Source organism: Streptomyces sp. JLYT201 (assembly GCF_059448825.1).
In genome coordinates this window covers 3,294,253-3,319,229 of record NZ_CM182551.1, presented here as the reverse complement: position 1 = coordinate 3,319,229, position 24,977 = coordinate 3,294,253, and the positions used below count along the sequence as shown (strand labels likewise).

Below are 24,977 nucleotides of genomic sequence, written 5' to 3'. Positions count from 1 at the left end.
CCATCCATCACGTCCAACGACAGTTTCTTCGCGTTGGGTTAAAAACTGCTTATGGATGGCAGGGTCGGCGGCCGGGCGCCGAGGTCAGCAGCCCACCCGGTTCGCCGCGACCGCCTTCAGCTCGTCCAGGACGAGCGCCGTCGCGGGGATCCTCAGGTGCTCGCGCAGGACGTACGCGGACACCTGCCGCCGCGACGCCGGGTCCAGGGGGCGGCCCGTGACGGAGCGGTGGCACAGGAAGTTGAGGACGAGCCCCGGCATCATGGCGATGCCGAGCCCCTCGGAGACGAGGCTCTGGATGACCAGGTTGTCGTCGGTGGTGAAGGCGATGTCGGGCGCGAAGCCCTGCTCGGCGCACTCGTGCAGGAAGTTGGCCCGGCAGCGCAGGCACCCGGCGATCCAGCGCTCCTCGGACAGATCGGCCAGGCGCACCGAGCGGCGCCTGGCCAGCGGGTGCCCGGTCGGCAGCAGGACCGTCAACTGGTCTTCCATCAGCGGTACTTCGACGACCTCGTCCGGCACGTCCTCGCGCAGGCCGGGGTAGGTGAAGGCCAGCGTGATGTCGGCGTCGCCGTGCACCAGGCGCTGGAGCGACTCCGGCGGCTCGTACTCCTGGAGCTCGACGCGGATGCCGCGGTGGCCGCGGGCGAGCCGGGCGAGGGCCTCCGGTATCAGCGTGGCGGTGGCGCTCGGGAACGCGCAGAGCCGGACGCGGCCGGTGCGCAGGCGCGTGATCGCGTTCATCTGCTGCTGGGCGGCGTCGATGTTGCCGAGGATGACTCCCGCGTGCCGGGACAGGGCCTCGCCCGCCTCGGTCAGGCGCATGCGGCGGCCGACGCGGGTGAACAGGACCGTGCCCACGGACCGTTCGAGCGCCTTCATCTGCTGGGTGATCGCGGGCTGCGTATAGCCCAGGGAGCGGGCCGCCGCCGAGTACGAGCCGGTGCGGACCACTTCGTGGAAGGACCTGATGTGCCGGGAGTCGAACACCTCCGAATCATAAGCAGGATTTGGGAAGACCTGGGGAGTGTTTCCCGTCGCTTTTGGATCGGGCGTCGGGTGGCCGGGCGGGGCGTGCGGCGGAGCGGGGGCGCGTGGGGCGTGCGGCCCGGGGCGTCAGGGGCGCCGTGGACGCGGGGCCGCGCGTGGGTTCCCGGCGGGGGCTGCGCGATCCTTGTGCCCGTGAAGTCCGACCGGCTCCTGTCGATCCTGCTGCTGCTCCAGACCCGGGGGCGGGTGTCCGCGCCCGAGCTCGCCGAGCGCCTGGAGGTGTCCGTCCGCACCATCTACCGCGACGTCGACGCGCTGTCCGCCTCCGGGGTCCCGGTGTACGCCGAGCGCGGCCGGCACGGCGGCATCGCCCTGCTGCCCGGCTACCGCACGGACGTCACGGGGCTGACTGCCGACGAGTCCCGCGCGCTGTTCCTGCTCGCCGCGCGGGGCGCGCACGCGGCGCTCGGCCTGGACGCCGCGCTCGGCTCGGCCCTGCGCAAGGTGATGGCGGCGCTGCCCGAACCGCACCGGCCCGCCGCCGAGCTGACGAGCCGCCGCATCCTGGTGGACGCCGAGCGCTGGACGCGCGGGCCGGGCGCGGGCCTGCCCGTGGACCACCTCGGGGTGCTCCAGGACGCCGTCCTCGCGGACCGGCGGCTGCGCGTGCGCTACCGGCACAGCGGCGCGAGCGAGCCGCGGACCTACACCCTCGATCCGTACGGCCTGGTCTCCAAGGCGGGCGTCTGGTACCTGGTGGCCGACCGCGCGGGCAGGCCGCGGCTGTTCCGCGCCGACCGGGTGCGCGCGGCGCGGCTGACGGACGAGCCGGTCAGGCGCCGGGCGGGCGTGGAACTCGCCCACGTCTGGGAGGAGCTGAAGCGGCGGGTGGAGCGGCGCGCGGGTGGCGTCGAGGTGACCGTGCGGGTGCGCCGCGAGCGCTACGAGCAGTTCCTGCGGCTCCAGGCCGGCGCGCTCACGCGGGTGGTGGAGGACGACGGCACGGGGGAGTGGGTCACCGTCGTGCTCACGCTGGAGGCGGTGGGCGCGGCCCGCATGCTGCTGCCCTTCGCGGCCTCCGTGGAGGTCGTGTCACCCCCGGAGGTGCGCGAGGACTTGGCGCGGGCCGCCGCGGCCGTCACTGACCTGTACCGTCAGTGAGCTCCGGAGAGGCCCGCACCCAGGAAACGACCGAGCTCCCCGGTGAGTTCCGCGGGAGCGTCCTCCTGTACGAGATGTCCCGCGCCCTCGATCAGGCGCAGCTCGGCGCCGGGGACGAGCCCGGCCAGCTCGTGCCCGCGCGCCACCGGGATCCAGGTGTCCTCGGTGCCCCAGCAGATGAGCACGGGCGGCTCCACCTCGCCGTACCGGCCCTGGATCTCGTCGGTGAAGCGCTGCTCGTTCTGCTCGATCTGCCGGTAGAACGCGGGCCTGCCCGCCTCGGTGCACCAGGGTGCGACGAGCCGGTCGAGGACCTCCGGGTGCAGCCCGCGGTGGCTCGCGGAGCCGACGTACTCCCGCACCAGCGCCTCGTGCAGCGCGGGCGGCAGCTGCCCGAACACCTCGGCGTGCGCGCCGAGCAGCCGGTACGCGGGCGAGCCCCAGGGTGCCAGCGCCACCGGGTCGACGAGGGCGAGCCGGGCGTAGCGGGCGCCGTGCAGGAGGTGGGCGCGCAGCGCGACGCAGCCGCCGAAGTCGTGGGCGACGACGGCCGGGCGCCGCTCGCCGTCCAGGCCCCAGTGGGCGAGCAGTTCGGTGAGCACGCGGCCCTGCGCGGCGAGCGACACGTCCTGCCCGGCGCGCATCTCCGAGGCGCCGTACCCGGGCAGGTCCCACACGTACACGCGGTGGTCGCGCGCGAGGGCGCGGGCGACGCCCCGCCACACGTACGAGGAGAAGGGCGTGCCGTGGACGAGGACGACGGGGCTCGCGTCCCCGGGCCCGAGCGCGGCCCAGCGGACGGTGCCGGACGAGGACGCGAAGGTGCGGTCGAGGGCCCAGTCGGCGTGCGTGTTCGTCATGGGTGTCGAGGCTAGTTGCCCCTTACCGGCGTGTCGAGGAGTGCGGGGGCGGGCCCGGCTCAGGCGCCCTCCTGCGGCGCGTCCAGCCAGTGGCGGCGGCCGAGGCCCACCAGGCGCAGCTGGCTGCGGGCCGTGTCGGTGACCTCGTCCTCGTCGTCGGTCTCCAGGAGCGCGGAGGCCGTCATCACCATGTGGTCCACATACGTCCGCGCGAGCATCAGGAGGTCGCCCCCGCTCCAGCCCGCGGCCTCCGGCTCCTCGGCGAACCGGTCCGCCACCTCCCGCGCGAACAGCGCCAGCTGGTCGCCGATGGCCTCCCGCACGGCCCGTACGCCGCCGTGCCGCTCCCGGGCGATGAAGCGCACGTGCGCCGGGTGGGCGCGCACGTAGGAGGCGATCAGCTCGACGGCGCCCGCGATGCGTTCCTCGCCGTCGCCGGTGGCCGCGAGCATCGCCGCGAGCGTCGTGTGCAGGCTGCCGAGGGCCTCCTCGACGAGTGCCACGCCCAGGTCGGCGGTGTCGCGGAAGTGCCGGTAGAAGGCGGTGGGCGCCATGCCCACGGCCCGGGTGACCTCGCGCAGGCCCAGGCTGGACAGGCTCTGCTCCTCCAGCAGGCGCAGGGCGGCGTCCAGGAGGGCCTGCCTGGTCTTCTGCTTCTGCGCCTGCCGGATGCCGACGGGGTGGTCGCCGGTGGTGTGACTCATGCCATGCAGTTAACAACTGTTCTCCGAGTTTCGAAAGCCGTGAGGCGAGTAGACTCAGAAGTCAGTGAACAGTTGTAACCACAAGCGTTCACCGAAGAGAGGTGTCCTTCATGCTGTTCCTCGTCGCGGCCCTCCTGCTGCTCGGCGTCGCCATGGGCACCGTGGCGCACGTCCCGCTGTCCGTCACTCTCGTCCTGGCCGCGGTCATCGGGCTGTGGCTCGTGGTCTTCGCGGTGCGCGAGCGCCGTGCGCGCCCGCGCTGACGCGGTGCGCGCCCCGTCTCCGCACGACACCCGCCTCACCCTGAGGAGTCGCACCATGGAACTCGCCGCGCTGAAGCCGTCCGTGAAACCGTCCGGGAAGCCGGTAGGGAAGCCGTCCGCGAAGCCGGTAGGGAAGCCGGTGGCGGACCCGGTGGTGGAGCCGTCCGCGGCGGCCTGCGGGCAGCCGTCCGCGGCGTCGCGCGCGCAGGCGTCCGGCGCGCGGCCCGTCGGCGGCCGGGACACCGACGGCATGGCCGTCGCCTCCTTCGTCCTCGGGCTGCTCGGACTGCTCGTGTTGAACGTCGTGCTCGGCCCCGTCGCGATCGCGCTCGCCGGCGTCGCGCTGTGGCGGGGCACCGCCCGGCGCGGCCGCGCCCTGCTCGGACTCGGGCTCGGCGTCGCCGACCTCGTGGTTCTCGCCACGCTCGTCTCCCTGGACGGCACGGTCTCCTGGAGCCTGGCGGGCTGACCCCCGCGAGCACGGCGGATCCCGGCCGGGCAGGGCCCACCGGGGTCCGGGCGCCCGGGCGCGGCTCGTAGAATCGTGCCCACCATGGCCTACCTCGACCACGCCGCGACCACGCCCATGCTTCCGGAGGCGATCGCGGCGCTGACCGCGCAGCTCGCCGTCACCGGCAACGCCTCCTCGCTGCACGCGGCCGGCCGCCGGGCGCGGCGCACCGTCGAGGAGTCCCGCGAGACGCTCGCCGACGCGCTCGGCGCCCGCCCCAGCGAGGTGGTGTTCACCTCCGGCGGCACGGAGGCCGACAACCTCGCGGTGAAGGGCCTGTACTGGGCGCGCCGCGCCGCCGACCCGGCCCGCACCCGCGTCCTCGCCAGCCCCGTGGAGCACCACGCCGTCCTCGACGCCGTCGACTGGCTCGGGGAGCACGAGGGCGCCACCGTCGAGTACCTCCCCGTCGACGCGCACGGGCGCGTGCACCCCGAGGCGCTCCGCGAGGCCGTCGCCCGCGACCCCGGCAGCGTCGCCCTCGCCACCGTCATGTGGGCCAACAACGAGATCGGCACCCTCCAGCCGGTGCGCGAACTGGCCGACGTCTGCGCCGAGTTCGACGTGCCGCTGCACGCCGACGCCGTGCAGGCCTTCGGCCAGGTGCCCGTCGACTTCGGTGCCTCCGGGCTCGCCGCGATGACCGTCTCCGGCCACAAGATCGGCGGCCCCTACGGCATCGGCGCCCTGCTGCTCGGGCGCGCCTACAGCCCCGTGCCCGTGCTGCACGGCGGCGGCCAGGAGCGGCACGTGCGCTCCGGCACGCTCGACGTGCCCGCCGTCGCCGCCTTCGCCGTGGCCGGGCGGCTCGCCGCCGAGCGCCGCGCGTGGTTCGCCCGCGAGGTCGGGGCGCTCCGCGACGACCTGGTCGACGCCGTCCGCGCCGCCGTGCCCGACGCCGTCCTCGGCGGGGACCCGGATCCCGCGGGCCGGCTGCCCGCCAACGCCCACTTCACCTTCCCCGGCTGCGAGGGCGACTCGCTCCTGCTGCTCCTGGACGCGCAGGGCATCGAGTGCTCGACCGGCTCGGCCTGCACCGCGGGTGTCGCCCAGCCCAGCCACGTGCTGCTCGCCACCGGCACCGCCCCCGACCTCGCGCGCGGGACGCTGCGCTTCTCGCTCGGCCACACGTCGACGAAGGCGGACGTGGACGCGGTGGCGGCGGCGATCGGCCCGGCGGTGGAGCGGGCGCGGTCGGCGGGCCTGAGCTAGGGGCCGAGCCAGGGCTTGAGCCAGGGCCAGGGCCAGGGCCTGTGCCAGGGACCCGAGCTAGGGCCTGTCCGAGGGCGGGGCCGTCCCCGGCCGTCTTCGCGGGGCGTCGCGGGCCGCGCGCACCAGGCGCAGATACCGGTCCCAGTCCCAGTACGGGCCCGGGTCGGTGTGGTCCGTGCCCTCGACCTCGACGTGGCCGATGATGTGCTTCCGGTCCACGGGGATGTCGTACCGGCGGCAGATCCCGGCCGTCAGGCGCGCCGACGCCGCGTACATCGCGTCCGTGAACGAGGCCTTCCGGTCCACGAAGCCCTCGTGCTCGATGCCCACGCTGCGCTCGTTCATGTCCCTGTTGCCCGCGTGGTAGGCCACGTCGAGCTCGCGGATCATCTGGGCGACGTGGCCGTCCTTGCGGATCACGTAGTGCGCGGCGGCGCCGTGGCCGGGGTCCTTGAAGACCTTCAGCGCCGAGGCGTACCCGCCCTGCACCACGTGGATCACCACGCGGTCGATCGCGTAGTCCGAGGGGCGGTCGGCGCGCCGCCAGTTCGCGCCGGACGCCGCTATCCACTGTGCGCCGGGCGCGTCCACCTCGCCCTCCCTGCGCTTCTTCACGACCCCCGGCAGGCGCCACCACAGGCGGCCCAGCTCGTCGCGGGCCAGGAAGGCCGCGCCGACGCCCACCGCGGCGCCGCCGATGAGCAGCGCGCGCCGGGTCGACCCGCGCCGGGGCTCCGGCGACGGCTCCGCGCTCCCGTCCGCGTCCCTCTTCTCGCTCACGTCCCCCATGTGATCGTGAACGGATACGCACGGGCGAGAGGTTCCCGCCGCCCCGTACCCTGTTAGGGCTATGACTTCGCAGACCCCGCAGCGCACCAGCCGCCCGCTCCGTGTCCTCGCCGCCATGTCCGGCGGTGTGGACTCCGCCGTCGCCGCCGCCCGCGCCGCCGAAGCCGGGCACGACGTGACCGGAGTGCACCTGGCGCTCTCGGCGAACCCGCAGTCGTTCCGGACCGGCGCGCGCGGGTGCTGCACCATCGAGGACTCCCGCGACGCGCGCCGCGCCGCGGACGTCATCGGCATCCCGTTCTACGTGTGGGACCTCGCCGAGCGGTTCCGCGAGGACGTGGTCGAGGACTTCATCGCCGAGTACGAGGCGGGCCGCACGCCCAACCCGTGCCTGCGCTGCAACGAGAAGATCAAGTTCGCCGCGCTCCTGGACAAGGCGCTCGCCCTCGGCTTCGACGCGGTCTGCACCGGCCACTACGCGCAGGTGATCGTGCGCGAGGACGGCACCCGCGAGCTGCACCGCGCCTCCGACATGGCCAAGGACCAGTCGTACGTCCTCGGCGTCCTGGACGACCGGCAGCTCGCGCACGCCCTGTTCCCGCTCGGCGACACGGTCACCACGAAGGACGAGATCCGCGCGGAGGCCGAGCGCCGCGGCCTCGCCGTCGCCAAGAAGCCGGACTCCCACGACATCTGCTTCATCGCCGACGGCGACACCCAGGGCTTCCTCGCCGGCCGCCTCGGCAAGGCGGAGGGCGACATCGTCGACGAGTCCGGCGCCGTCCTCGGCACCCACGAGGGCGCGTACGGCTTCACCATCGGCCAGCGCAAGGGCCTGCGGATCGGCACCCCCGCCCCCGACGGCAAGCCGCGCTACGTCCTGGACATCTCGCCTGTGAACAACACGGTGACGGTCGGCCCCGCCGCCGCCCTCGACGTGACCGCCCTGACGGCCCTCAAGCCCCGCTGGTGCGGCACGGCTCCCTCCGGAGCGGGCGCGTACACCGCCCAGCTGCGCGCCCACGGCGACGAGACGCCGGTCACGGCCGAGCTGACGTCCGACGGCGAGCTGCGGGTCTCCTTCACCGAGCCGGTCCGCGGCGTCGCCCCCGGCCAGGCGATCGTCCTGTACGACGGCACGCGCGTGGTCGGCTCGGCCACGATCGCCACGACGGACCGGGCGGCGGCGTCCGTCTGACTCCCTTGGGGGCGGCCGTCTGACCCCCTTGGGGGCCGCGGCGGCCGTCTCGCTCCCTGGAAGCCGTGTTTATCGCGCGTTGACCCGCCGTGGATCGCTGTGCGGTGACATGTCCGCATGATCTTCAGCAGAACCTCGGCGAGTGCCGTCGGGCGCGGAGCGTCCCTGTTCGCCGCGGCCCTCGCCGCCACCCTCGCCTTCGGGCCGCTGGCGACCGGCGCCGCGGCCGCCCCGCGCCCGGACGCCGCGTCGCCGTCCGCGCCCAGGCCGCCCCACCCGGGCCCTCCCAAGGCCGTCCAGCCGAAGAAGGGCAGCAAGGTCCCCACGCTGCCGTCGGCACCCCTGAAGGGGCTGCCCACCCTCCAGGAGGCCAAGAAGAAGGGCCTCGTCTCGGGGCCGGTGCGCTCCAAGGGCGCGGTGAAGCCGCTGGCCTTCCCCGATGCGAACTGCTCCGAACCGCCGCAGGGCTGGGGCTACCACGACTACCTCAAGCCCGGTGAGTGCCTGACCCAGGGCAAGTTCATCGCCGCCTACATCCACACCCTGATGTGGTACGAGCTGTGGGTCCAGGAGGACGGCAACGTCGTGCTCTACAAGAACGACTCGGGCTACCGGCCGGTCTGGCAGACCGGGACCCGCGGCTGGAACGTGTCGCTGTGGATGCAGCGGGACGGCAACGTCGTCGTCTACGACGCGCACGGCAACCCCCTGTGGTCCCTGGGGACGCACGGATGCGGTGACTGGGGGGCGTGGCTTCGGGTCCAGGCGGACGCCAACCTCGTTCTCTACGACCGCAACTGGGGCCCCCTCTGGGCGCGCTTCGACGGCCCCTCCACCCGCCCGTGCTGACGAAAGCCGACGCCTCCATGAACCGCCGCACCCCCCTGATCACCACGGTGCTCGCCGCCGTCCTCGCCCTGGGCTGCCTGACCCCCGCCGCCACGGCCCAGGTGCGCCCCGACGCCACCCGGGCGAGCGCCCCCACAGCGGCCCACCCGGTTCCTCCGAAGTCCGTTCGGCCGAAGAAGGGCGACAAGGTCCCCACGCTGCCGTCGGCGCCCCTCAAGGGTCTGCCCACGCTCCAGGAGGCCAAGAAGAAGGGGCTCCTCTCGGGCCCGGTGCGCCCCCGGGGCGGGGTGAAGCCGCTGGCCTTCCCCGACTCCGGCTGCTCCACGCCGCCGCAGGGCTGGGGTTACCACGACTACCTCAAGCCCGGTGAGTGCCTGACCCAGAACAAGTACATCGCCGTCCACGTCACGAAGAACGTCGGGCACTGGTACGAGCTGTGGGTGCAGGACGACGGCAACGTCGTCCTCTACAGCCACTCCCTCAGCCTGTACACCCCGCTCTGGGAGACCGACACCCGTGGCTGGAACGTGTCGCTGTGGATGCAGCGGGACGGCAACGTCGTCGTCTACGACGGGCAGGGCAGGCCCCTGTGGTCCCTGGGGACGCACGGGTGCGGCAACTGGGGGGCGTGGCTGCGCATCCAGGAAGACGCCAACATGGTCCTGTACGACCGCGACTGGCGGGCCCTCTGGGCGCGCTACGACGGCCCCTCGTCGCGCCCCTGCTGAGCCGCTGAGCGCCGCCTGAAGGGGGGCGCGGCCGGTCAGGTCACCTGGAGCACGATCTTGCCCCGGGTGCGGCCGCGCTCCCCGTAGGCGTGGGCCTCGGCCGCGTCCTTCAGGGGCAGGACCTTCGCGATCTCCGCGCGCAGCTTGCCCTCCTCCACCAGGCGGGCGATCTCCAGCATGCCGTGGCGGTCGGGCTCGACGACCGTCCAGCCGGTGTGCACGCCCAGGGCCTCGGCCCGCGCGGCGTCGGGGAGCCCGCCCGGGTCGGGGAGGGTGACCAGGTGGCCGCCCCTGCGCAGGACGGGCAGCGACCGGGGGCCGTACTCCCCGCCGACGCCGTCCAGGACGACGTCCACGTCCCGCACCGCCGCCGCGAAGTCCGTCGTCGTGTAGTCGATCAGCTCGTCCGCGCCCAGGCCCCGCAGGAAGTCGTGCTTGTCGGCCCGTGCCGTGCCGATGACGTACGCGCCGTGCGCCTTGGCGATCTGCACGGCCAGGTGGCCCACGCCGCCCGCGGCCGCGTGGATCAGGACCCGCTGCCCGGCGCGCAGGCCCGCCGTCTCCACCAGACCCTGCCAGGCGGTCAGCGCGGCCAGCGGCAGGGCGGCCGCCTGGACGTGGTCGACGGCGGCGGGCTTGCGCGCGAAACGGCGCGCGGGCGCCGTCACGTACTCGGCGTAGCCGCCCGCCTGCTCCGGGAAGCGCGGCATGCCGAACACCTCGTCGCCGGGCGCGAAGAGGGTCACCCCGGGGCCCACGGCCTCGACGGTCCCCGAGACGTCGTAGCCGAGGATCGGCGTGTCGCCCCAGGTGCCGAACTCGCCCGCGGCGCGCGTCTTCCAGTCGACGGGGTTCACCCCGGCCGCGTGCACCTTGACCAGGATCTCGGTCAGTCCGGGCACGGGGCGGTCCACCTCCACGGGGACCAGGACGTCGGGGGCGCCCCACGCGCGCGGGCTGACGGCACGCATGGTCGGGCGGGTCGGGCGGTCGCTGGGCGAGCTCATTGATCATGTCCTTTGCGGTGAGCGGACGCCGAAGTTCCGGCGTGTGCCCACCAGCGTGCGGCGCCGTGGCCCGCCGTAGTGCTGGCAGTCCGGCCATCATGTGACAGGATCTGGCCATGAGCGCGTTCTCCGCACCCGACCGCCCCCACCGCGTCGCCGTCCTCGCCCTGGACGGCGTCTACGCCTTCGAGCTGGGCATTCCCTCACGCGTCTTCGGCAACGCGGAGGACGCCGCGGGACGGCCGCTGTACGAGGTCGTGGTGTGCACGGCGGACGGGCGCCCGGTGCGGACCGACGCGGGCTTCTCCGTGGCCGTCGAGCACGGCCCCGAGGCCCTCGGGGACGCGGACACCGTGGTGATCCCGCCCGCGGCCCCCTGCGACCGGGCGACGGCCGCCGACGGGCTGCCCGCGCCCCTGGCCGCCGCGCTCGGCCGGGTGCGTCCGGGCACGCGCCTGGTGTCGTTCTGCAGCGCCTCGTTCGTCCTCGCGGCGGCCGGTCTCCTGGACGGGCGGCCCGCGACCACGCACTGGCAGGTCGCCGAGCAGTTCCGGCGCGAGTTCCCGCGCGTGCGGCTCGACGAGGACGTGCTGTTCGTGGACGACGGCGACGTCCTCACCTCCGCGGGCGTCGCCGCCGGGGTGGACCTCTGTCTGCACCTGGTGCGCCGCGACCACGGCAGCGCCGTCGCCAACCACGTGGCCCGGCGCTGCGTGGTCCCGCCGTGGCGCGACGGCGGGCAGGCGCAGTACATCGAACGGCCCGTCCCGGAGCCGACGGTCGCCACCACGGCGCCCACGCGCGCGTGGGCGCTCGAACGCCTCCAGGAGCCGCTGACGCTCGGCGAGATGGCGGACCACGCCCGCATGAGCCTGCGCACGTTCACGCGCCGGTTCCGCGACGAGGTGGGCACCACGCCGGGCCGCTGGCTCACGGCCCAGCGCATCGAGGTGGCCCGCCACCTCCTGGAGAGCAGCGACCTGCCCATCGACCTGGTGGCCCACCGCGCGGGCTTCGGCACCGCCAACTCCCTGCGTCAGCACATGCGGTCCGTGCTCGGCGTGTCACCGGCGGCCTACCGCAGGACGTTCGCGGCCGTCCCTCAGGAGGCCTTCGCCACCTCCTCGGTCGCGTAGAAGCACAGGTGGTCCTTGATCTCGGCCACCTCGGCCTTGGGGTCCGGATACGCCCACACCTGGTCCTCGCCGCCGGGCAGCGACCAGTACGAGGCCGTGCCCTTGAACGGGCAGTACGTGTGCGTGCCCGACGGCGTGAGCAGATCGGTGCGCACGTCCTCCGGCGGCAGGTAGTAGCGCACCGGGCAGCCCGTCTCGCGCAGCACCAGGGGGCGCTTGCTCTCCGCCACGACCTGTCCGTCGTGCTCCACGCGCACGTGCTGGGTGCCCTGCTCGATGGTGATGCGATGTCCTGCGGTCACGGTCATCCCTTTCGCCGGGGTCGCCTCGTCTGTGCCGGGGTCGCTCCGTACAGCGCGCGGGGCGGCGGACTTCTTCCACGACCCCCGGGGCGCCCGGGGCGAACCGTACGGTAGGGCGCATGAACATCTGCGTCTTCCTCTCCGCCGCCGACCTGTCCGAGACCTACACCCGCCCCGCCCGCCAGTTCGCCGAGCTGCTCGGCAAGGGCGGCCACACCCTGGTGTGGGGCGGCTCCGACACGGGCCTGATGAAGGTCGTGGCGGACGGCGTGCACGAGGCGGGCGGGCGGCTCACCGGAGTGTCGGTGGACTTCCTCGCCGCCAAGGTCCGGACCGGCGTCGACGACATGGTGATAGCCAGGGACCTCGCCGAGCGCAAGGCGCTGCTCCTGGAGAAGGCCGACGCGGTCGTCGTCATGGTCGGCGGCACCGGCACCCTCGACGAGGCCACCGAGATCCTGGAGCTGAAGAAGCACGGCCACACCACCAAGCCGGTCGTGCTGCTCAACACGGCGGGGTTCTACGACGGGTTGCGGGAGCAGTTCCGCCGCATGGAGGACGAGGGCTTCCTGCCGGTGCCGCTGACCGACCTGGTCTTCTTCGCGGAGGAGCCGGTGGGCGCCCTGGCGTACCTGGAGGAGTCTCTGGGAGTGCGCTGAGGCGCCGGGGGCCCCGGAACGGCGCGGACGGCGCACACGGGCACGCGGGCCCGGTGGGAGCGCCCCGCCGCCACCGGCTCGCTCCCGGCCGCCCGCCGCGCCCCGCCACCGGGCGCCCCGCCCCGGCTCGCATCCAGGAGCGCGCGGCCGGAATGCGACCATAAGCGCATGGCAACTCATGTGATCACCGGGGCGGGCTCCGGCATCGGAGCCGCAGTGGCCCGCCGTCTCCACGCGCGCGGGGACGCCCTCGTGCTGCACGCGCGCGACGCGGGCCGGGCCAAGGAGCTCGCCGCCCGGTTCCCGGGCGCGAGCACCCTCGTCGGCGACCTGAACGACCCGGACAAGCTCTCCTGGGCCTTCTCCCACCAGACGCTCCCGGACCGCGTGGACTCCCTGCTCCACATCGCGGGCGTCGTCGACCTCGGCCCGGTCGGCGACCTCACCCCCAAGGCCTGGCGCCACCAGCTGAACGTGAACCTGATCGCACCCGCCGAGCTGACCCGGCACTTCCTGCCCCAACTCCGCGTCTCCCAGGGGCACGTGCTCTTCGTGAACTCCGGCGCGGGCCTGCACGCGGGCGCCGAGTGGTCCGCGTACGCCGCCTCCAAGCACGGCCTGAAGGCCCTCGCGGACTCCCTGCGCCAGGAGGAGCACGGCAACGGCGTCCGCGTCACCTCCGTGTACCCCGGCCGCACCGCGAGCCCGATGCAGGTCAAGGTGCACCAGCAGGAGGGCAAGGAGTACGACGCCGCGCGGTGGATCGACCCCGAGTCCGTGGCGACGACGATCCTGATGGCCCTCGACCTGCCGCGCGACGCGGAGGTCAACGACCTGACGGTGCGGCCCGGACGGTGAGCACGGCGGTGAGTACCGAGGACACCTGGGCCCTGGGCCCGGCCACCGGCGTCGGCTCGATGCCCGGCGGCGACGCCCGGGAGAGCGCGAAGACCGTCACCGGCACTTTCGAGACCCCCGAGCAGGGCATCCCGTACCTGCCGGAGCTGCCCGCGCGCGGCCCCGGCGCCGACATGATCGGCCGCACCGCGGGGCTGCTCGTCGAGCTGTACGCGCGCGTGGAGCCCAGCGGCTGGCGGGTCGGCGACCGGCCGGGACGGGACACGCGGCGCGCGGTGTCCTGGCTCGGCGAGGACCTCGACGCCCTGGAGGAGTTCACCCAGGGCTACGAAGGCCCCTTGAAGGTCCAGGTGGTCGGCCCGTGGACGCTCGCCGCCGCCCTGGAGCTGAAGAACGGCGAAGCGATGGTCTCCGACCCCGGCGCCTGCCGGGACCTGGCCGGGTCCCTCGCCGAGGGCCTGCGCGCCCACCTCGCGCAGGTGCGCAAGCGGGTGCCGGGCGCCCGGCTCGTGCTCCAGCTCGACGAGCCGTCGCTGACCGCCGTGCTGCGCGGCCGGATCAAGACCGCCAGCGAGTACCGCACCCACCGCGCCGCGGACCGCCAGGTCGTGGAGAGCGCCCTGCGCGAGGTCATGGCCGTGCACGACGGCCCGGTCGTCGTGCACTCCTGCGCGCCGGACGTGCCCTTCGCGCTGCTGCGCAGGGCGGGCGCGCACGGCCTGTCGTTCGACTTCTCGCTCCTCACCGAGCGTGACGACGAGGTCCTGGGCGAGGCCGTCGAGGCCGGGACGAAGCTGTTCGCCGGTGTCGTGCCGGGCACGGACGGCCCATTGTCAGACCCTGCCGGTAGCGTCATGGGTGTCAGGACGCTCTGGCGCAGGCTGGGGCTGAATCCGGGGTCGCTCGCGGAGTCGGTCACGGTCACGCCGTCGTGCGGTCTCGCGGGTGCTTCGCCCGCATATGCCCGGGCGGCGCTCGCGCACTGCGTCCGGGCGGCGAGATCGCTCGCGGACTCTCCTGAGTAACGCTGAGCAACTGGGTCTGAAGGTAACGGGAGGACGAGACGGTGGCTGTCGAACAGGAAGGCGCGGTGCCGGCGACGGCGCGCGAGCAGCACGCCCAGCTGGCCGAGCGGATCGAGGAGCACCGCTTCCGGTACTACGTGAAGGACCAGCCGGTCATCAGCGACGCCGAGTTCGACAAGCTCCTGCGCTCGCTGGAAGCCCTGGAGGAGCAGTACCCGGAGCTGCGCACACCGGACTCGCCGACCCAGAAGGTCGCCGGTGCGTACGAGACGGACTTCGCCTCCGTCGAGCACCGTGAGCGCATGCTCTCCCTGGACAACGCCTTCGACGACGAGGAGCTGGCCGCCTGGGCCGAGCGCGTCGCCAAGGACGTCGGCTCCCCGGACTACCACCTGCTGTGCGAGCTGAAGGTCGACGGCCTCGCGGTCAACCTGACGTACGAGCAGGGCAGACTCACCCGCGCCGCCACCCGCGGCGACGGCCGCACCGGCGAGGACATCACGCCGAACGTGCGCACCATCGCCGACATCCCCGACCGCCTCCAGGGCGACCGCGTCCCGGCCCTCGTGGAGATCCGCGGCGAGGTCTTCTTCCCCATGGAGAAGTTCCAGGAGCTCAACGCCCGCCTGGTCGAGGCGGGCGACAAGCCCTTCGCCAACCCGCGCAACGCGGCGGCGGGTTCGCTGCGCCAGAAGGACCCCCGCGTCACCGCCACGCGCCCGCTGCACATGGTGGTGCACGGCATCGGCGCCCGCGAGGGCCTCGACATCGACCGCCTCTCGCAGGCGTACGACCTGCTGCGCGAGTGGGGCCTGCCCACCGCCCGGCACAACAAGGTCGTCGAAGACCTCGACGGCGTGCGCGAGTTCATCACGTACTTCGGGGAGAACCGCCACTCCGTGGAGCACGAGATCGACGGCGTCGTCGTCAAGCTCGACGAGATCCCGCTCCAGGGCCGCCTCGGCTCCACCTCGCGCGCCCCGCGCTGGGCCATCGCGTGGAAGTACGCGCCGGAGGAGGTCAACACCAAGCTGATCGACATCAGGGTCGGCGTCGGCCGCACGGGCCGCGTCACGCCCTACGCCCAGGTCGAGCCCGTCACCGTCGCGGGCTCGGAGGTCGAGTTCGCCACGCTGCACAACCAGGACGTGGTCAAGGCCAAGGGCGTCTTCATCGGCGACACGGTCGTGATCCGCAAGGCGGGCGACGTCATCCCGGAGATCCTCGGCCCCGTCGTCGACCTGCGCGACGGCAGCGAGCGCGAGTTCGTCATGCCCGCCGAGTGCCCCGAGTGCGGCACGGCCCTGCGGGCCATGAAGGAGGGCGACATCGACCTCCGCTGCCCGAACGGCCAGACCTGCCCCGCCCAGCTGCGCGAGCGCCTCTTCTACCTCGCGGGCCGCAAGTGCCTGGACATCGAGAACTTCGGCTATGTGGCGGCCGCCGCGCTCACCCGCCCCCTGGAGCCCGCGACGCCCCCGATCCTCGACGAGGGCGACATCTTCGACCTGAAGGTCGAGGAGCTGCTCCCCATCAAGTCGTACGTCCTGGACCAGGACTCGGGCCTGCCCAAGCGGGACCCGAAGACCGGTGAGGAGAAGGTCGTGACCTTCTTCGCCAACCAGAAGGGCGAGCCGAAGAAGAACACCCTCGCCATGCTGGAGAACATCCAGGCCGCCAAGGAGCGTCCGCTGGCCCGGATCCTCACCGGCCTGTCCATCCGCCACGTGGGCCCCGTGGCCGCCGAGGCGCTCGCCCGCGAGTTCCGCTCCATCGACCGCATCGAGCAGGCCACGGAGGAGGAGCTGGAGGCCACCGACGGCGTCGGCCCGATCGTCGCGAAGTCTCTGAAGGAGTGGTTCGCCGAGGACTGGCACCAGGAGATCATCCGCAAATGGCGGGCCGCGGGCGTCCGCATGGAGGAGGGCGGCGGCGAGGACGAGGGCCCGCGCCCGCTCGAAGGCCTCACCGTCGTCGTCACCGGAACGCTCCAGAACTACACGCGGGATGGCGCGAAAGAGGCGCTCCAGAGCCGCGGAGCCAAAGTCACCGGTTCCGTTTCAAAGAAGACCGGATTCGTCGTGGTGGGGGACAACCCCGGCTCGAAGTACGACAAGGCCATGCAAGTGAAGGTTCCCGTACTGGACGAGGACGGCTTCGCGGTCCTGCTGGAACAAGGGGCGGACGCCGCCCGGGAAGCCGCGCTTCCGACCGAAGAATAGCGGTTGAAGGCCACCCGTTCAGCGCATACCAGATGCATACGGGTGGCCGGGTCGCATTCGGGCAACCGTAGACGACCGCTGCCCGTGGAAGCCTTCTGCGGCCTACTGTTGAGGTGTGCGCCTGCCGTGCCCCGCATGCGGACGGGGTGTTCCCCTGCTCGTGTCGTGGAGAGCCGGGGGAAGGGTTTTCGGACGCGGCTGTCAGGACGTGAGTCCGCGTGGCGTGGGCACCGCCGGCTGTGAGAGGGACGGGAATGGAACCGACCGAGAGCGTCGCCCCGGACTCATGGCTGCGGTCGCGCCTGCGGCGCGGGCTCGGCGGGTGGCGGTGCCGCCGCGCCGCCCGGTCGGCCGCGGGCGCCCCCGCCGACACCGACGAGCGGGCCGAACGGCCCGCCCAGGCCCCCGAGATCCGCCCCAGGGAGCGGGCGTGGACACACGGCGGCACCCTCCTCGACGACGGCGCTCCAGCGGCCTGGGGGTCGTCTCCCGGCTGCGGAACGGGCTTTTCCGGCCCAGCTGGTGCCGTACAGGGGGGAGTAACGGGCATTCGGGGTACGGCAGTTGGTGAGGGACCGGAAGCAGGCGGGCGGGACGCGCCCGGGCGGGGCGGCGGAGGTCGAGGAACGTCAGGCCCGGCGGAGGCTGGTGTGACGGCGAGTGCCGAAGACGCGCGGCGGAGTGCGGCCGGTGGTGCCGCGGGCCCGGCCCCCGTGCGGGAGGTGGCGGGCGGCGCGGGCGGCGCCCCCGCCGTGCGCGGTGCGACGGGCGCGGGCGCCCCGGGAGCGCGGGCCGCGGCAGGCGGGTCTGCCGCCGGGCCCTCCGGTGTGCGGGGCGCGGTGAGCGCGGCCGCGGGCGGGTCCGGCGCCGCGCGAGGAAGCACGGCCGGACGGCGCGGACGGTGGCGCGGCGGGCACGGCGCGCACGAGCGGGCCGTGGACCAGCCGGACGGCCTGGACGGCCTCGACGGCATGGAGCAGGACGGCCGCGGCTGGCAGCTGCTGCCCATGGCCGTCGTCGCGGCCGCCGCGATCGTCCTCGGCACCGGCTTCTTCCACGCCTTCACCGGCGGTCACCCGCTGTTCCCCTCCGGCACGGTCGGCTGGTCGCTCGCCGTCCTGACCGGCCTCATCGTCGGCCACCTCGTGGCGCTCGGCCGCGACCGCTGGTGGGGCGGCACCGGCTCCGGCGGCGCGCTCACCGTCGCGGTCCTGCTGCTGTACGGCTGGATGCCCGCGGGCATGGTCAGCCTCACCGTCGTCGTCCTGGTCGGGGTCGCGCGCCGCCACCGCTGGCGCCAGGGCGTGCTGCACGGCGCCGTCGACATCCTGGGTATCGGCGCGGGCGCGCTCACGCTGGCCGCGTTCGGCACCGCGCCGGCCGCCGACGCGCCCTGGAATCCCGAGAGTTGGGACCTGTACACGGCCCCCGAGGTGGGCCTCGTCGCCGTCGCGTACCTGGCCGTCACCCGCGTCCTGCTCTGGTACGTGCACGCCCCGCGCACCGGCGCGCTGCCCACCGTCACCCGCACCGCGCTGGTCCGCCAGGGCCTGCTCGGCGTGGCCCTGCTCGGCATCGCCCCGCTGATCTGCGTCGTCGCGATGTCGCTTCCGCTGCTCCTGCCGCTGTTCACGATCCCGCTCGTCGCGCTCGACTCCACGCTGTGGATCGCCCGCGCCAGAGCGGAGGAGCAGCTGCGCGACCCGCTCACCGGACTGCCCAACCGGCAGTGGCTCCTGGAGCGGACCTGGACGGCCCTGGACGACGCGGAGCGCATCGGCGCCCGCTCCGCCCTGATGCTGATCGACATGGACCGCTTCCGCTCGGTCAACGACACCCTCGGGCACCTCGCGGGCGACCGGCTGCTGCTCCAGATCGCCGACCGGCTGCGGCTCGCGCTGCCGCGCGGCGCGGAGGCGGCCCGGCTCGGCGGCGACGAGTTCGCGGTGCTGCTGCCCGTCGCCGACTCCACCACGTCCGCGCAGCGCGTCGCCCGCCAGCTCGTCGGCGCGCTCGGCTCCCCCCTGGACCTCGACGGCCTCACCCTGGTCCTGGAGGCCAGCGCCGGACTCGCCGTCTTCCCCGACCACGCGCTCGACGCGGAGGGCCTGCTGCGCCGCGCGGACGTCGCGATGTACCAGGCCAAGCGGGACCGTACGGGCGTGGAGGTGTACGAGTCCAAGCGCGACTCCAACACCCCCGACCGCCTGGGCCTGTTGGGCGATCTCCGTCGCGCCCTCGACGCGGGCGACGTGGAGCTGCACTACCAGCCGAAGGTCCGCTTCGACGGCGAGGTGGCGGGCCTGGAGGCCCTGGTGCGCTGGGTGCACCCCGAGCGCGGCAAGGTGCCGCCGGACGAGTTCATCGCCATCGCCGAGTCGTCGGGCCTCATGCCGCACCTGACCGAGTACGTCCTGGAGTCGGCCCTCGCCCAGGTCGCCCGCTGGCGCTCCCAGGGCCTGAACGTGCCCGTCGCGGTGAACGTGTCGCCGCGCGACGTGCACACCCCCGGCTTCGCGGGCGCCGTCGCCGCGCGCCTGGCCCGCCACGGGGTGCCCGCGGGCGCGCTCCAGCTGGAGATAACGGAACACGTGCTCCTGGAGGACCCGCAGCGCGCCGCGGACACCCTCGCCGGGCTCACCGGGCACGGCGTGAAGATGTCCCTCGACGACTTCGGCACGGGGTACTCCTCCCTGGTGCATCTGCGCCGCCTGCCGGTGAGCGAGCTGAAGATCGACCGCTCCTTCGTGGCGCGGCTCGCCGTCGACACCGAGGACGCCGAGATCGTGCGCTGCACCGTCGACCTCGCCCACTCGCTGGGGCTGCTCGTCGTCGCCGAGGGCGTCGAGGACGACGAGACCTGGGAGCGGCTGCGGGACCTCGGCTGCGACGCCGTGCAGGGGTGGCTCGTCGCCGCGGCGATGCCGCCCAGCGAGACCACGGCCTGGCTGCGCGCCCGCGGCGAGGGCGCCACGCACCGGCCCGTCGACCCGGCGCCCGGGCCCGCCGCGCCCGACCCGGCGCCGCCGTCGCCCAGCCGCGCGGTGCAGTGACCCGGCGGGCGCGGGCCGCGTTCAGCGCGCCGCGCGCTCGTCCGCACGGACCGGACCGGTCGGCTCCACCACCGCTTCGCGGCTCGTCCGTCCGCCCGGGACGGGCCGGACCGACCGCAGCCGGAACGCCACGGCGGCCCACACCACGAAGCCCACGCCCAGCCACACGTACGCGTTGCCCACGACCACGTGGAAGGGATCCCACTGGAGCTCGCGCTGCCAGTGCGGCACGTACCAGAGGAGGCCGTACGGCAGGAGCGGGCGGGACGGGTCCCAGGTGCCGAAGCCATCGATACGGATCGGCCACGCCGCGAACAGCGCGAACAGGCCAGCCGTCCACAGCCACGCCGACGCCGTGCGCCGCCGCAGCGCCGCGTCCGCCGCCAGCACGAACCCGGGCACGATCCACACCCAGTGGTGGGTCCACGACAGCGGCGAGCAGACCAGCATCAGGGCGCCCACCACGCACACCGCGACCAGCTCCCGGCCCCGCCGCGAGGCCCGTGCCGCCGCGCCGAGCCCCGCCACGGCGAGCACCCCGCACACCGCTCCCCACACGGGCCCGCCGACGCCGTCGGCGCCGAGGCCGAAGCGGACGAAGAGCCCGTTCAGGGACTGGTTCGCCAGATACTCGCGGCCGCCCGCGCTGCCCGCGAACGCCCCGCCCCAGAAGTCCGCCGACGCCTCCGGCAGCGCCCACCAGCCCGCCGCGACCGTCCCGGCGAAGACAGCCGTGGCCACGCCCGCGGCCCGGTACCGGCGGGTGAGCAGCAGATACACCACGAACAGGCCCGGGGTGAGCTTCAGGCCCGCCGCGAGGCCGATGCCCACGCCCTTCCAGGGGCGGCGGTCGGGCGTGGCCAGGTCGGTGAGGACGAGCGCCAGCAGGATCAGGTTGACCTGCCCGAAGTCCAGGTTCTGCAGCACCGGCTCGGTCCACAGCGCGAGGCCGCACACCGCGAGCGCGCACCCGGCGGTGGCCGCCCCCGGGCGCCGCCCCGCCATGCGGGCCGCGGCCCAGGCCGACAGAGCCATCGCCGCGAGGGACAGGCCCGCCATCAGCCGGGCGGCGACGGTCAGGTCCAGATCGCTCAGGGCGCGGAAGGGGAGCAGGGCGACGGGCGGATAGAGGTACGGCAGGGAGTGGACGCCGAACTTCCCGCCGTACAGCTCGTGCTCCGGGGCCCTCGCCGCGTCCAGGTAGACGCTGAGGTCGGCGGGGGTGCGGTGCGACGTGTACGTCGGGTCGTTGATCAGGGCCCACCACGCGGTGAGCGACAGGGCCAGGGCGAGGGCCCCGGCGCCGAGCACCGCCGGTCCTGGCCAGGGGCCTTTCGCCCCGGGGAAGTGCATGCGCATGCCGCGCATGCTGCGCTCCCTCGGGCCGGGCGGGGGCGCAGCGCACCGGGGCCGGGCAATTGTCGTACCGCGACATCCCCCGCGGGGCGCCCCAGACCCACCCCTTCCCGATCCGGGGGCTCCGCCCCCGCACCCCCGCTTTTCGGCGCTCCGCGCCTCGTCCTCAAACGCCGGACGGGCTGAAACTCTCCGGTGCGGGCCGCGGGCATGTAGCCCGTCCGGCGTTTGAGGACAAGCGCGCCAGCGCGGGAAAGGGGCGGGCGGGTGGGGAAGAACCCGCGGAGCGACGCCCGGTCCGGGGCGGTGGCCCCGGGCCTGATCCGTCGAGCGCGCCCCCGCGAGAGGAAAGCGTTTCGCGGTCAGCCGCGCGCGACCCATAGGATTGGGTCCAAATCCATCACGCTCACCCCAGAGGATCGCTGCATGCCTGGCATCACGCGCGAGGAGGTCGCTCACCTCGCCCGCCTTGCACGTCTGGAGTTGAAGGACGAAGAGCTCGACCACTTCGCCGGACAGCTCGACGACATCATCGGCGCGGTCGCCCGCGTCTCGGAGGTCGCCGACCAAGACGTACCGCCGACCTCGCACCCGCTGCCGCTGACGAACGTCATGCGCGCGGACGAGGTCCGTCCGTCGCTCACCCCCGAGCAGGCGCTCTCGGGCGCCCCGGCCCAGGAGCAGCAGCGTTTCAAGGTGCCGCAGATCCTGGGGGAGGACTAACCGAACATGACGGACATCATCAAGCTCACCGCTGCCGAGATCGCCGCGAAGATCGCTTCCGGCGAGCTCACCGCGGTCGAGGTCACCGAGGCCCACCTGGCCCGCATCGAGGCCGTCGACGAGAAGGTGCACGCCTTCCTGCACGTCGACCGCGAGGGCGCGCTCGCGCAGGCCCGCGCCGTGGACGAGAAGCACGCCAGGGGCGAGAAGCTCGGCCCGCTGGCCGGCGTGCCGCTCGCGCTCAAGGACATCTTCACCACCGAGGGCGTCCCGACGACCGTCGGTTCGAAGATCCTCGAAGGCTGGATCCCGCCGTACGACGCCACGGTGACGAAGCGGCTCAAGGAAGCCGGCGTCGTCATCCTCGGCAAGACCAACATGGACGAGTTCGCCATGGGGTCCTCCACCGAGAACAGCGCGTACGGACCGACCGGCAACCCGTGGGACCTGACCCGGATCCCCGGTGGCTCCGGCGGCGGCTCCAGCGCGGCCCTCGCCGCGTACGAGGCCCCGCTCGCCATCGGCACCGACACCGGCGGCTCCATCCGCCAGCCCGCGGCCGTCACCGGCACGGTCGGCGTCAAGCCGACGTACGGCGGCGTCTCGCGCTACGGCATGGTGGCCTTCTCCAGCTCCCTGGACCAGGGTGGCCCCTGCGCCCGCACCGTCCTCGACGCGGCGCTGCTGCACGAGGCCATCGCCGGGCACGACCCGCTCGACTCCACCTCCATCGACGCCCCGGTCCCCGCGGTCGTCGAGGCCGCGCGCAACGGCTCAGTGGACGGCATGCGCGTCGGCGTCGTCAAGCAGTTCTCCGGCGAGGGCTACCAGGCCGGTGTCGTCCAGCGCTTCAACGAGTCCGTCGAGCTGCTGAAGTCGCTCGGCGCCACCGTCGTCGAGCTGGACTGCCCGTCCTTCGACCTGGGCCTGTCGGCGTACTACCTGATCGCGCCGTCCGAGTGCTCCTCGAACCTCGCGCGCTTCGACGCCATGCGCTACGGCCTGCGCGTCGGTGACGACGGCACGAAGTCCGCCGAGGAGGTCACCGCGCTGACCCGCGAGGCCGGCTTCGGCGACGAGGTCAAGCGCCGCGTCATGCTCGGCACGTACGCGCTCAGCTCCGGCTACTACGACGCGTACTACGGCTCCGCGCAGAAGGTCCGCACGCTGATCACGCGGGACTTCGAGAAGGCCTTCGAGCAGGTCGACGTCATCGTGTCGCCGACCACGCCGACCACCGCCTTCCCGATCGGCGAGCGCGCCGACGACCCGATGGCGATGTACCTGGCCGACCTGTGCACGATCCCGACCAACCTGGCGGGCAACGCCGCCATGTCGCTGCCCTGCGGCCTCGCGCCGGAGGACGGCCTTCCGGTCGGTCTGCAGATCATCGCTCCCGCCATGAAGGACGACCGCCTGTACAAGGTGGGGGCAGCCGTCGAGGCCGCCTTCGTGGAAAGGTGGGGCCACCCGCTGCTTGAGGAGGCACCGTCGCTGTGAGCAACAAGACGCTGGCCAAGGCCAAGGGCTTCAAGAAGTCCAGGACCGGCACGTATCTGTCCATCGGCACCACCGCCTTCGGCGCGATCAGCACGCTCAAGCAGGTCAAGAAGGCCCGTGCCGAGCACGACGCGCTGCAGCTCGTCGACGCCGTCGTCTCCGCGGCCGCCATCGTCACCGGCATCGCCATCCTGGTGCGCGAGCTCAAGCGCATCGGTGACGACGACGTTCTGCTCGGCTGAGAGGGAAGTTCCAACACCGTGACTGTCACGACCACCCCCGACCTGGTGCCGTACGAGGACGCGCTCGCGTCGTACGACCCCGTCATGGGCCTCGAGGTCCACGTCGAGCTCGGCACCAAGACGAAGATGTTCTGCGGCTGCTCCACCGAGCTCAAGCAGGACGCCAACTCGCAGACCTGCCCGACCTGCCTCGGCCTGCCCGGCGCGCTGCCCGTGGTCAACGCCGTCGGCGTCGAGTCCGCGATCAAGATCGGTCTGGCGCTGCACTGCGAGATCGCCGAGTGGTGCCGCTTCGCCCGGAAGAACTACTTCTATCCGGACATGCCGAAGAACTTCCAGACCTCCCAGTACGACGAGCCGATCGCCTTCAACGGCTATCTGGACGTCCAGCTGGAGGACGGCGAGGTCTTCCGCGTGGAGATCGAGCGCGCCCACATGGAGGAGGACACCGGCAAGTCGACGCACGTCGGCGGCGCCACGGGCCGCATCCACGGCGCCTCCCACTCCCTGCTCGACTACAACCGCGCGGGCATCCCGCTCATCGAGATCGTCACCAAGCCGATCGTCGGTGCCGGGGCGCGCGCCCCCGAGGTCGCCAAGGCGTACGTCGCCGAGCTGCGCGAGCTCATCAAGGCGCTCGGCGTCTCCGAGGCACGCATGGAGCAGGGCCAGATGCGCTGCGACGTGAACCTCTCGCTGCGCCCGCACGGCCGGGAGAAGTTCGGCACCCGCTCCGAGACGAAGAACGTGAACTCGCTGCGGTCCGTGGAGCGCGCCGCGCGCTTCGAGATCCAGCGGCACGCGGCCGTGCTCTCCTCCGGCGGCACGATCGTCCAGGAGACCCGGCACTTCCACGAGGACGACGGCTCCACCACCTCGGGCCGGGTGAAGGAGGAGGCGGAGGACTACCGCTACTTCCCGGAGCCCGACCTGGTGCCGGTCGCCCCGTCCCGCGAGTGGGTCGAGGCGCTCCGGGCCGAGCTGCCGGAGCTGCCGCTCGCGCAGCGCAACCGGCTGCGCGAGGAGTGGGGCGTCTCCGCCCACGACATGCAGGCGATCCTCAACGCCGGTGCGATCGGCCCGATCGTCGCCACCATCAACGCGGGCGCGGACGCGGTGTCCGCCCGCAAGTGGTGGATGGGCGAGCTCGCGCGCAACGCGAACGAGCAGGGCGTCGAGCTCGGCGCGCTGCCCATCACGCCGGAGCAGGTCGCCCGGGTGAGCGAGCTGGTCGCCTCCGGTGACCTGAACGACAAGCTGGCCCGTCAGGTCATCGACGGCGTGCTCAAGGGCGAGGGCGACCCCGACCAGGTCGTCGAGAAGCGCGGCCTGAAGGTCGTGTCGGACGACGGCGCCCTGACGGCGGCCGTCGAGGAGGCCATCGCGGGCAACCCGGGCGTCGCGGACAAGATCCGCGGCGGCAAGGTGGCCGCGGCCGGTGCGCTGGTCGGCGCGGTCATGAAGGCCACCCGCGGCCAGGCCGACGCGGCCCGCGTCAAGGAGCTCATCCTGGAGAAGCTGGGCGTCGAGGGCTGACGCCGGAGCCCTCCGGGCCGGGCGAAGGGGCGCCGCATCCGCACCGGATGCGGCGCCCCTTCGCGTGCGCGGGGCCCCGGCGCGGCGGCAAAG

At 73.6% G+C, this 24,977-nt stretch carries 24 protein-coding genes; 17 read left to right on the top strand and 7 right to left on the bottom strand.

What is annotated here, in order from left to right; translation table 11 throughout:
* Positions 1-84 precede the first annotated feature (84 nt).
* Positions 85-990: a LysR family transcriptional regulator gene (locus AC5WAM_RS13150; RefSeq protein ID WP_138961946.1), complete on the bottom strand. Its 906-nt coding sequence runs from the start codon at positions 988-990 to the stop codon at positions 85-87.
* Positions 991-1,182: 192 nt separating this feature from the next.
* On the opposite strand from AC5WAM_RS13150, the gene AC5WAM_RS13145 reads away from it, so the two are divergent.
* Positions 1,183-2,151: a helix-turn-helix transcriptional regulator gene (locus tag AC5WAM_RS13145; protein ID WP_495522692.1), complete on the top strand. Its 969-nt coding sequence runs from the start codon at positions 1,183-1,185 to the stop codon at positions 2,149-2,151.
* On the opposite strand, the gene AC5WAM_RS13140 is transcribed toward AC5WAM_RS13145, so the two are convergent.
* Together AC5WAM_RS13140 and AC5WAM_RS13135 are read right to left on the bottom strand one after the other, a co-directional pair.
* Complete coding sequence (locus AC5WAM_RS13140; RefSeq protein WP_495522691.1) at positions 2,145-3,011, bottom strand: alpha/beta fold hydrolase; 867 nt, start codon at positions 3,009-3,011, stop codon at positions 2,145-2,147. The genes AC5WAM_RS13145 and AC5WAM_RS13140 overlap by 7 nt on opposite strands.
* 59 nt (positions 3,012-3,070) lie before the next feature.
* Positions 3,071-3,715 carry a TetR family transcriptional regulator gene (locus AC5WAM_RS13135; RefSeq protein WP_495522690.1) on the bottom strand — a complete coding sequence of 215 codons (645 nt, stop codon included), beginning with the start codon at positions 3,713-3,715 and terminating at the stop codon, positions 3,071-3,073.
* 110 nt (positions 3,716-3,825) lie between these two features.
* On the opposite strand from AC5WAM_RS13135, the gene AC5WAM_RS13130 reads away from it, so the two are divergent.
* From AC5WAM_RS13130 to AC5WAM_RS13120, 3 genes are all read left to right on the top strand, one after another.
* Positions 3,826-3,978 carry a hypothetical protein gene (locus tag AC5WAM_RS13130; RefSeq protein WP_366790096.1) on the top strand — a complete coding sequence of 51 codons (153 nt, stop codon included), beginning with the start codon at positions 3,826-3,828 and terminating at the stop codon, positions 3,976-3,978.
* Positions 3,979-4,228: 250 nt separating this feature from the next.
* A complete protein-coding gene (locus AC5WAM_RS13125; protein WP_366790206.1) occupies positions 4,229-4,447 on the top strand; it encodes a DUF4190 domain-containing protein in 219 nt (72 codons plus the stop codon).
* Positions 4,448-4,531: 84 nt separating this feature from the next.
* A complete protein-coding gene (locus AC5WAM_RS13120; RefSeq protein WP_495522689.1) occupies positions 4,532-5,701 on the top strand; it encodes a cysteine desulfurase family protein in 1,170 nt (389 codons plus the stop codon).
* A 57-nt stretch (positions 5,702-5,758) separates the two neighbouring features.
* Here AC5WAM_RS13120 and AC5WAM_RS13115 read toward each other — a convergent pair whose 3' ends face one another.
* A complete protein-coding gene (locus AC5WAM_RS13115; RefSeq protein WP_495522688.1) occupies positions 5,759-6,490 on the bottom strand; it encodes an N-acetylmuramoyl-L-alanine amidase in 732 nt (243 codons plus the stop codon).
* Between the two features lie 61 nt (positions 6,491-6,551).
* On the opposite strand from AC5WAM_RS13115, the gene mnmA reads away from it, so the two are divergent.
* The 3 genes from mnmA (at position 6,552) to AC5WAM_RS13100 (ending at position 9,265) form a co-directional block, all read left to right on the top strand.
* Entirely contained in the window at positions 6,552-7,688 is a 1,137-nt protein-coding gene (mnmA, locus tag AC5WAM_RS13110; protein WP_495522687.1) for a tRNA 2-thiouridine(34) synthase MnmA, read from the top strand.
* A 117-nt stretch (positions 7,689-7,805) separates the two neighbouring features.
* On the top strand, positions 7,806-8,537 hold the full coding sequence (locus AC5WAM_RS13105) for a hypothetical protein (RefSeq protein WP_495522686.1): 732 nt from the start codon (positions 7,806-7,808) through the stop codon (positions 8,535-8,537).
* Positions 8,531-9,265 carry a hypothetical protein gene (locus tag AC5WAM_RS13100; protein WP_495522685.1) on the top strand — a complete coding sequence of 245 codons (735 nt, stop codon included), beginning with the start codon at positions 8,531-8,533 and terminating at the stop codon, positions 9,263-9,265. Before AC5WAM_RS13105 ends, AC5WAM_RS13100 begins: the two co-directional genes overlap by 7 nt.
* Before the next feature lie 35 nt (positions 9,266-9,300).
* Here AC5WAM_RS13100 and AC5WAM_RS13095 read toward each other — a convergent pair whose 3' ends face one another.
* Positions 9,301-10,272: an NADP-dependent oxidoreductase gene (locus tag AC5WAM_RS13095; protein ID WP_366790090.1), complete on the bottom strand. Its 972-nt coding sequence runs from the start codon at positions 10,270-10,272 to the stop codon at positions 9,301-9,303.
* 116 nt (positions 10,273-10,388) lie between these two features.
* Here AC5WAM_RS13095 and AC5WAM_RS13090 point away from each other — a divergent pair, with 116 nt between their 5' ends.
* Positions 10,389-11,408, top strand: a complete 1,020-nt coding sequence (locus tag AC5WAM_RS13090; protein WP_366790089.1) for a GlxA family transcriptional regulator — start codon at positions 10,389-10,391, stop codon at positions 11,406-11,408.
* On the opposite strand, the gene AC5WAM_RS13085 is transcribed toward AC5WAM_RS13090, so the two are convergent.
* Positions 11,375-11,716 carry a DUF427 domain-containing protein gene (locus AC5WAM_RS13085; protein WP_366790088.1) on the bottom strand — a complete coding sequence of 114 codons (342 nt, stop codon included), beginning with the start codon at positions 11,714-11,716 and terminating at the stop codon, positions 11,375-11,377. The genes AC5WAM_RS13090 and AC5WAM_RS13085 overlap by 34 nt on opposite strands.
* 113 nt (positions 11,717-11,829) lie before the next feature.
* Between AC5WAM_RS13085 and AC5WAM_RS13080 the strand changes: the two genes are divergently transcribed.
* The 5 genes from AC5WAM_RS13080 (at position 11,830) to AC5WAM_RS13060 (ending at position 19,527) form a co-directional block, all read left to right on the top strand.
* Entirely contained in the window at positions 11,830-12,369 is a 540-nt protein-coding gene (locus tag AC5WAM_RS13080) for an LOG family protein (RefSeq protein ID WP_172382223.1), read from the top strand.
* 168 nt (positions 12,370-12,537) lie between these two features.
* Positions 12,538-13,227 carry an SDR family oxidoreductase gene (locus tag AC5WAM_RS13075; RefSeq protein ID WP_366790087.1) on the top strand — a complete coding sequence of 230 codons (690 nt, stop codon included), beginning with the start codon at positions 12,538-12,540 and terminating at the stop codon, positions 13,225-13,227.
* Positions 13,228-13,235: 8 nt separating this feature from the next.
* Complete coding sequence (locus AC5WAM_RS13070) at positions 13,236-14,252, top strand: methionine synthase (protein WP_366790086.1); 1,017 nt, start codon at positions 13,236-13,238, stop codon at positions 14,250-14,252.
* Between the two features lie 41 nt (positions 14,253-14,293).
* Positions 14,294-16,474, top strand: coding sequence for an NAD-dependent DNA ligase LigA (gene ligA / locus AC5WAM_RS13065; RefSeq protein WP_495522684.1), 2,181 nt, complete (start codon positions 14,294-14,296; stop codon positions 16,472-16,474).
* A gap of 971 nt (positions 16,475-17,445) precedes the next feature.
* Entirely contained in the window at positions 17,446-19,527 is a 2,082-nt protein-coding gene (locus AC5WAM_RS13060) for a putative bifunctional diguanylate cyclase/phosphodiesterase (protein WP_138967117.1), read from the top strand.
* A gap of 21 nt (positions 19,528-19,548) precedes the next feature.
* Here the strand turns inward: AC5WAM_RS13060 and AC5WAM_RS13055 are convergent, their stop codons facing one another.
* Positions 19,549-20,895: a glycosyltransferase 87 family protein gene (locus tag AC5WAM_RS13055; RefSeq protein ID WP_495522683.1), complete on the bottom strand. Its 1,347-nt coding sequence runs from the start codon at positions 20,893-20,895 to the stop codon at positions 19,549-19,551.
* A gap of 414 nt (positions 20,896-21,309) precedes the next feature.
* On the opposite strand from AC5WAM_RS13055, the gene gatC reads away from it, so the two are divergent.
* Genes gatC through gatB form a run of 4 tightly spaced genes read left to right on the top strand, consistent with a single transcriptional unit; the run spans position 21,310 to position 24,884 of the window.
* Complete coding sequence (gene gatC / locus AC5WAM_RS13050; protein ID WP_016642027.1) at positions 21,310-21,606, top strand: Asp-tRNA(Asn)/Glu-tRNA(Gln) amidotransferase subunit GatC; 297 nt, start codon at positions 21,310-21,312, stop codon at positions 21,604-21,606.
* Between the two features lie 6 nt (positions 21,607-21,612).
* Positions 21,613-23,106 (top strand): Asp-tRNA(Asn)/Glu-tRNA(Gln) amidotransferase subunit GatA, encoded by a 1,494-nt coding sequence (gatA, locus tag AC5WAM_RS13045; protein WP_495522682.1) that lies wholly within the window; start codon positions 21,613-21,615, stop codon positions 23,104-23,106.
* Positions 23,103-23,348: a hypothetical protein gene (locus AC5WAM_RS13040; RefSeq protein WP_144321085.1), complete on the top strand. Its 246-nt coding sequence runs from the start codon at positions 23,103-23,105 to the stop codon at positions 23,346-23,348. Before gatA ends, AC5WAM_RS13040 begins: the two co-directional genes overlap by 4 nt.
* 18 nt (positions 23,349-23,366) lie before the next feature.
* Positions 23,367-24,884 (top strand): Asp-tRNA(Asn)/Glu-tRNA(Gln) amidotransferase subunit GatB, encoded by a 1,518-nt coding sequence (gene gatB / locus AC5WAM_RS13035; RefSeq protein ID WP_308402325.1) that lies wholly within the window; start codon positions 23,367-23,369, stop codon positions 24,882-24,884.
* The last annotated feature ends 93 nt before the right edge of the window (positions 24,885-24,977 follow it).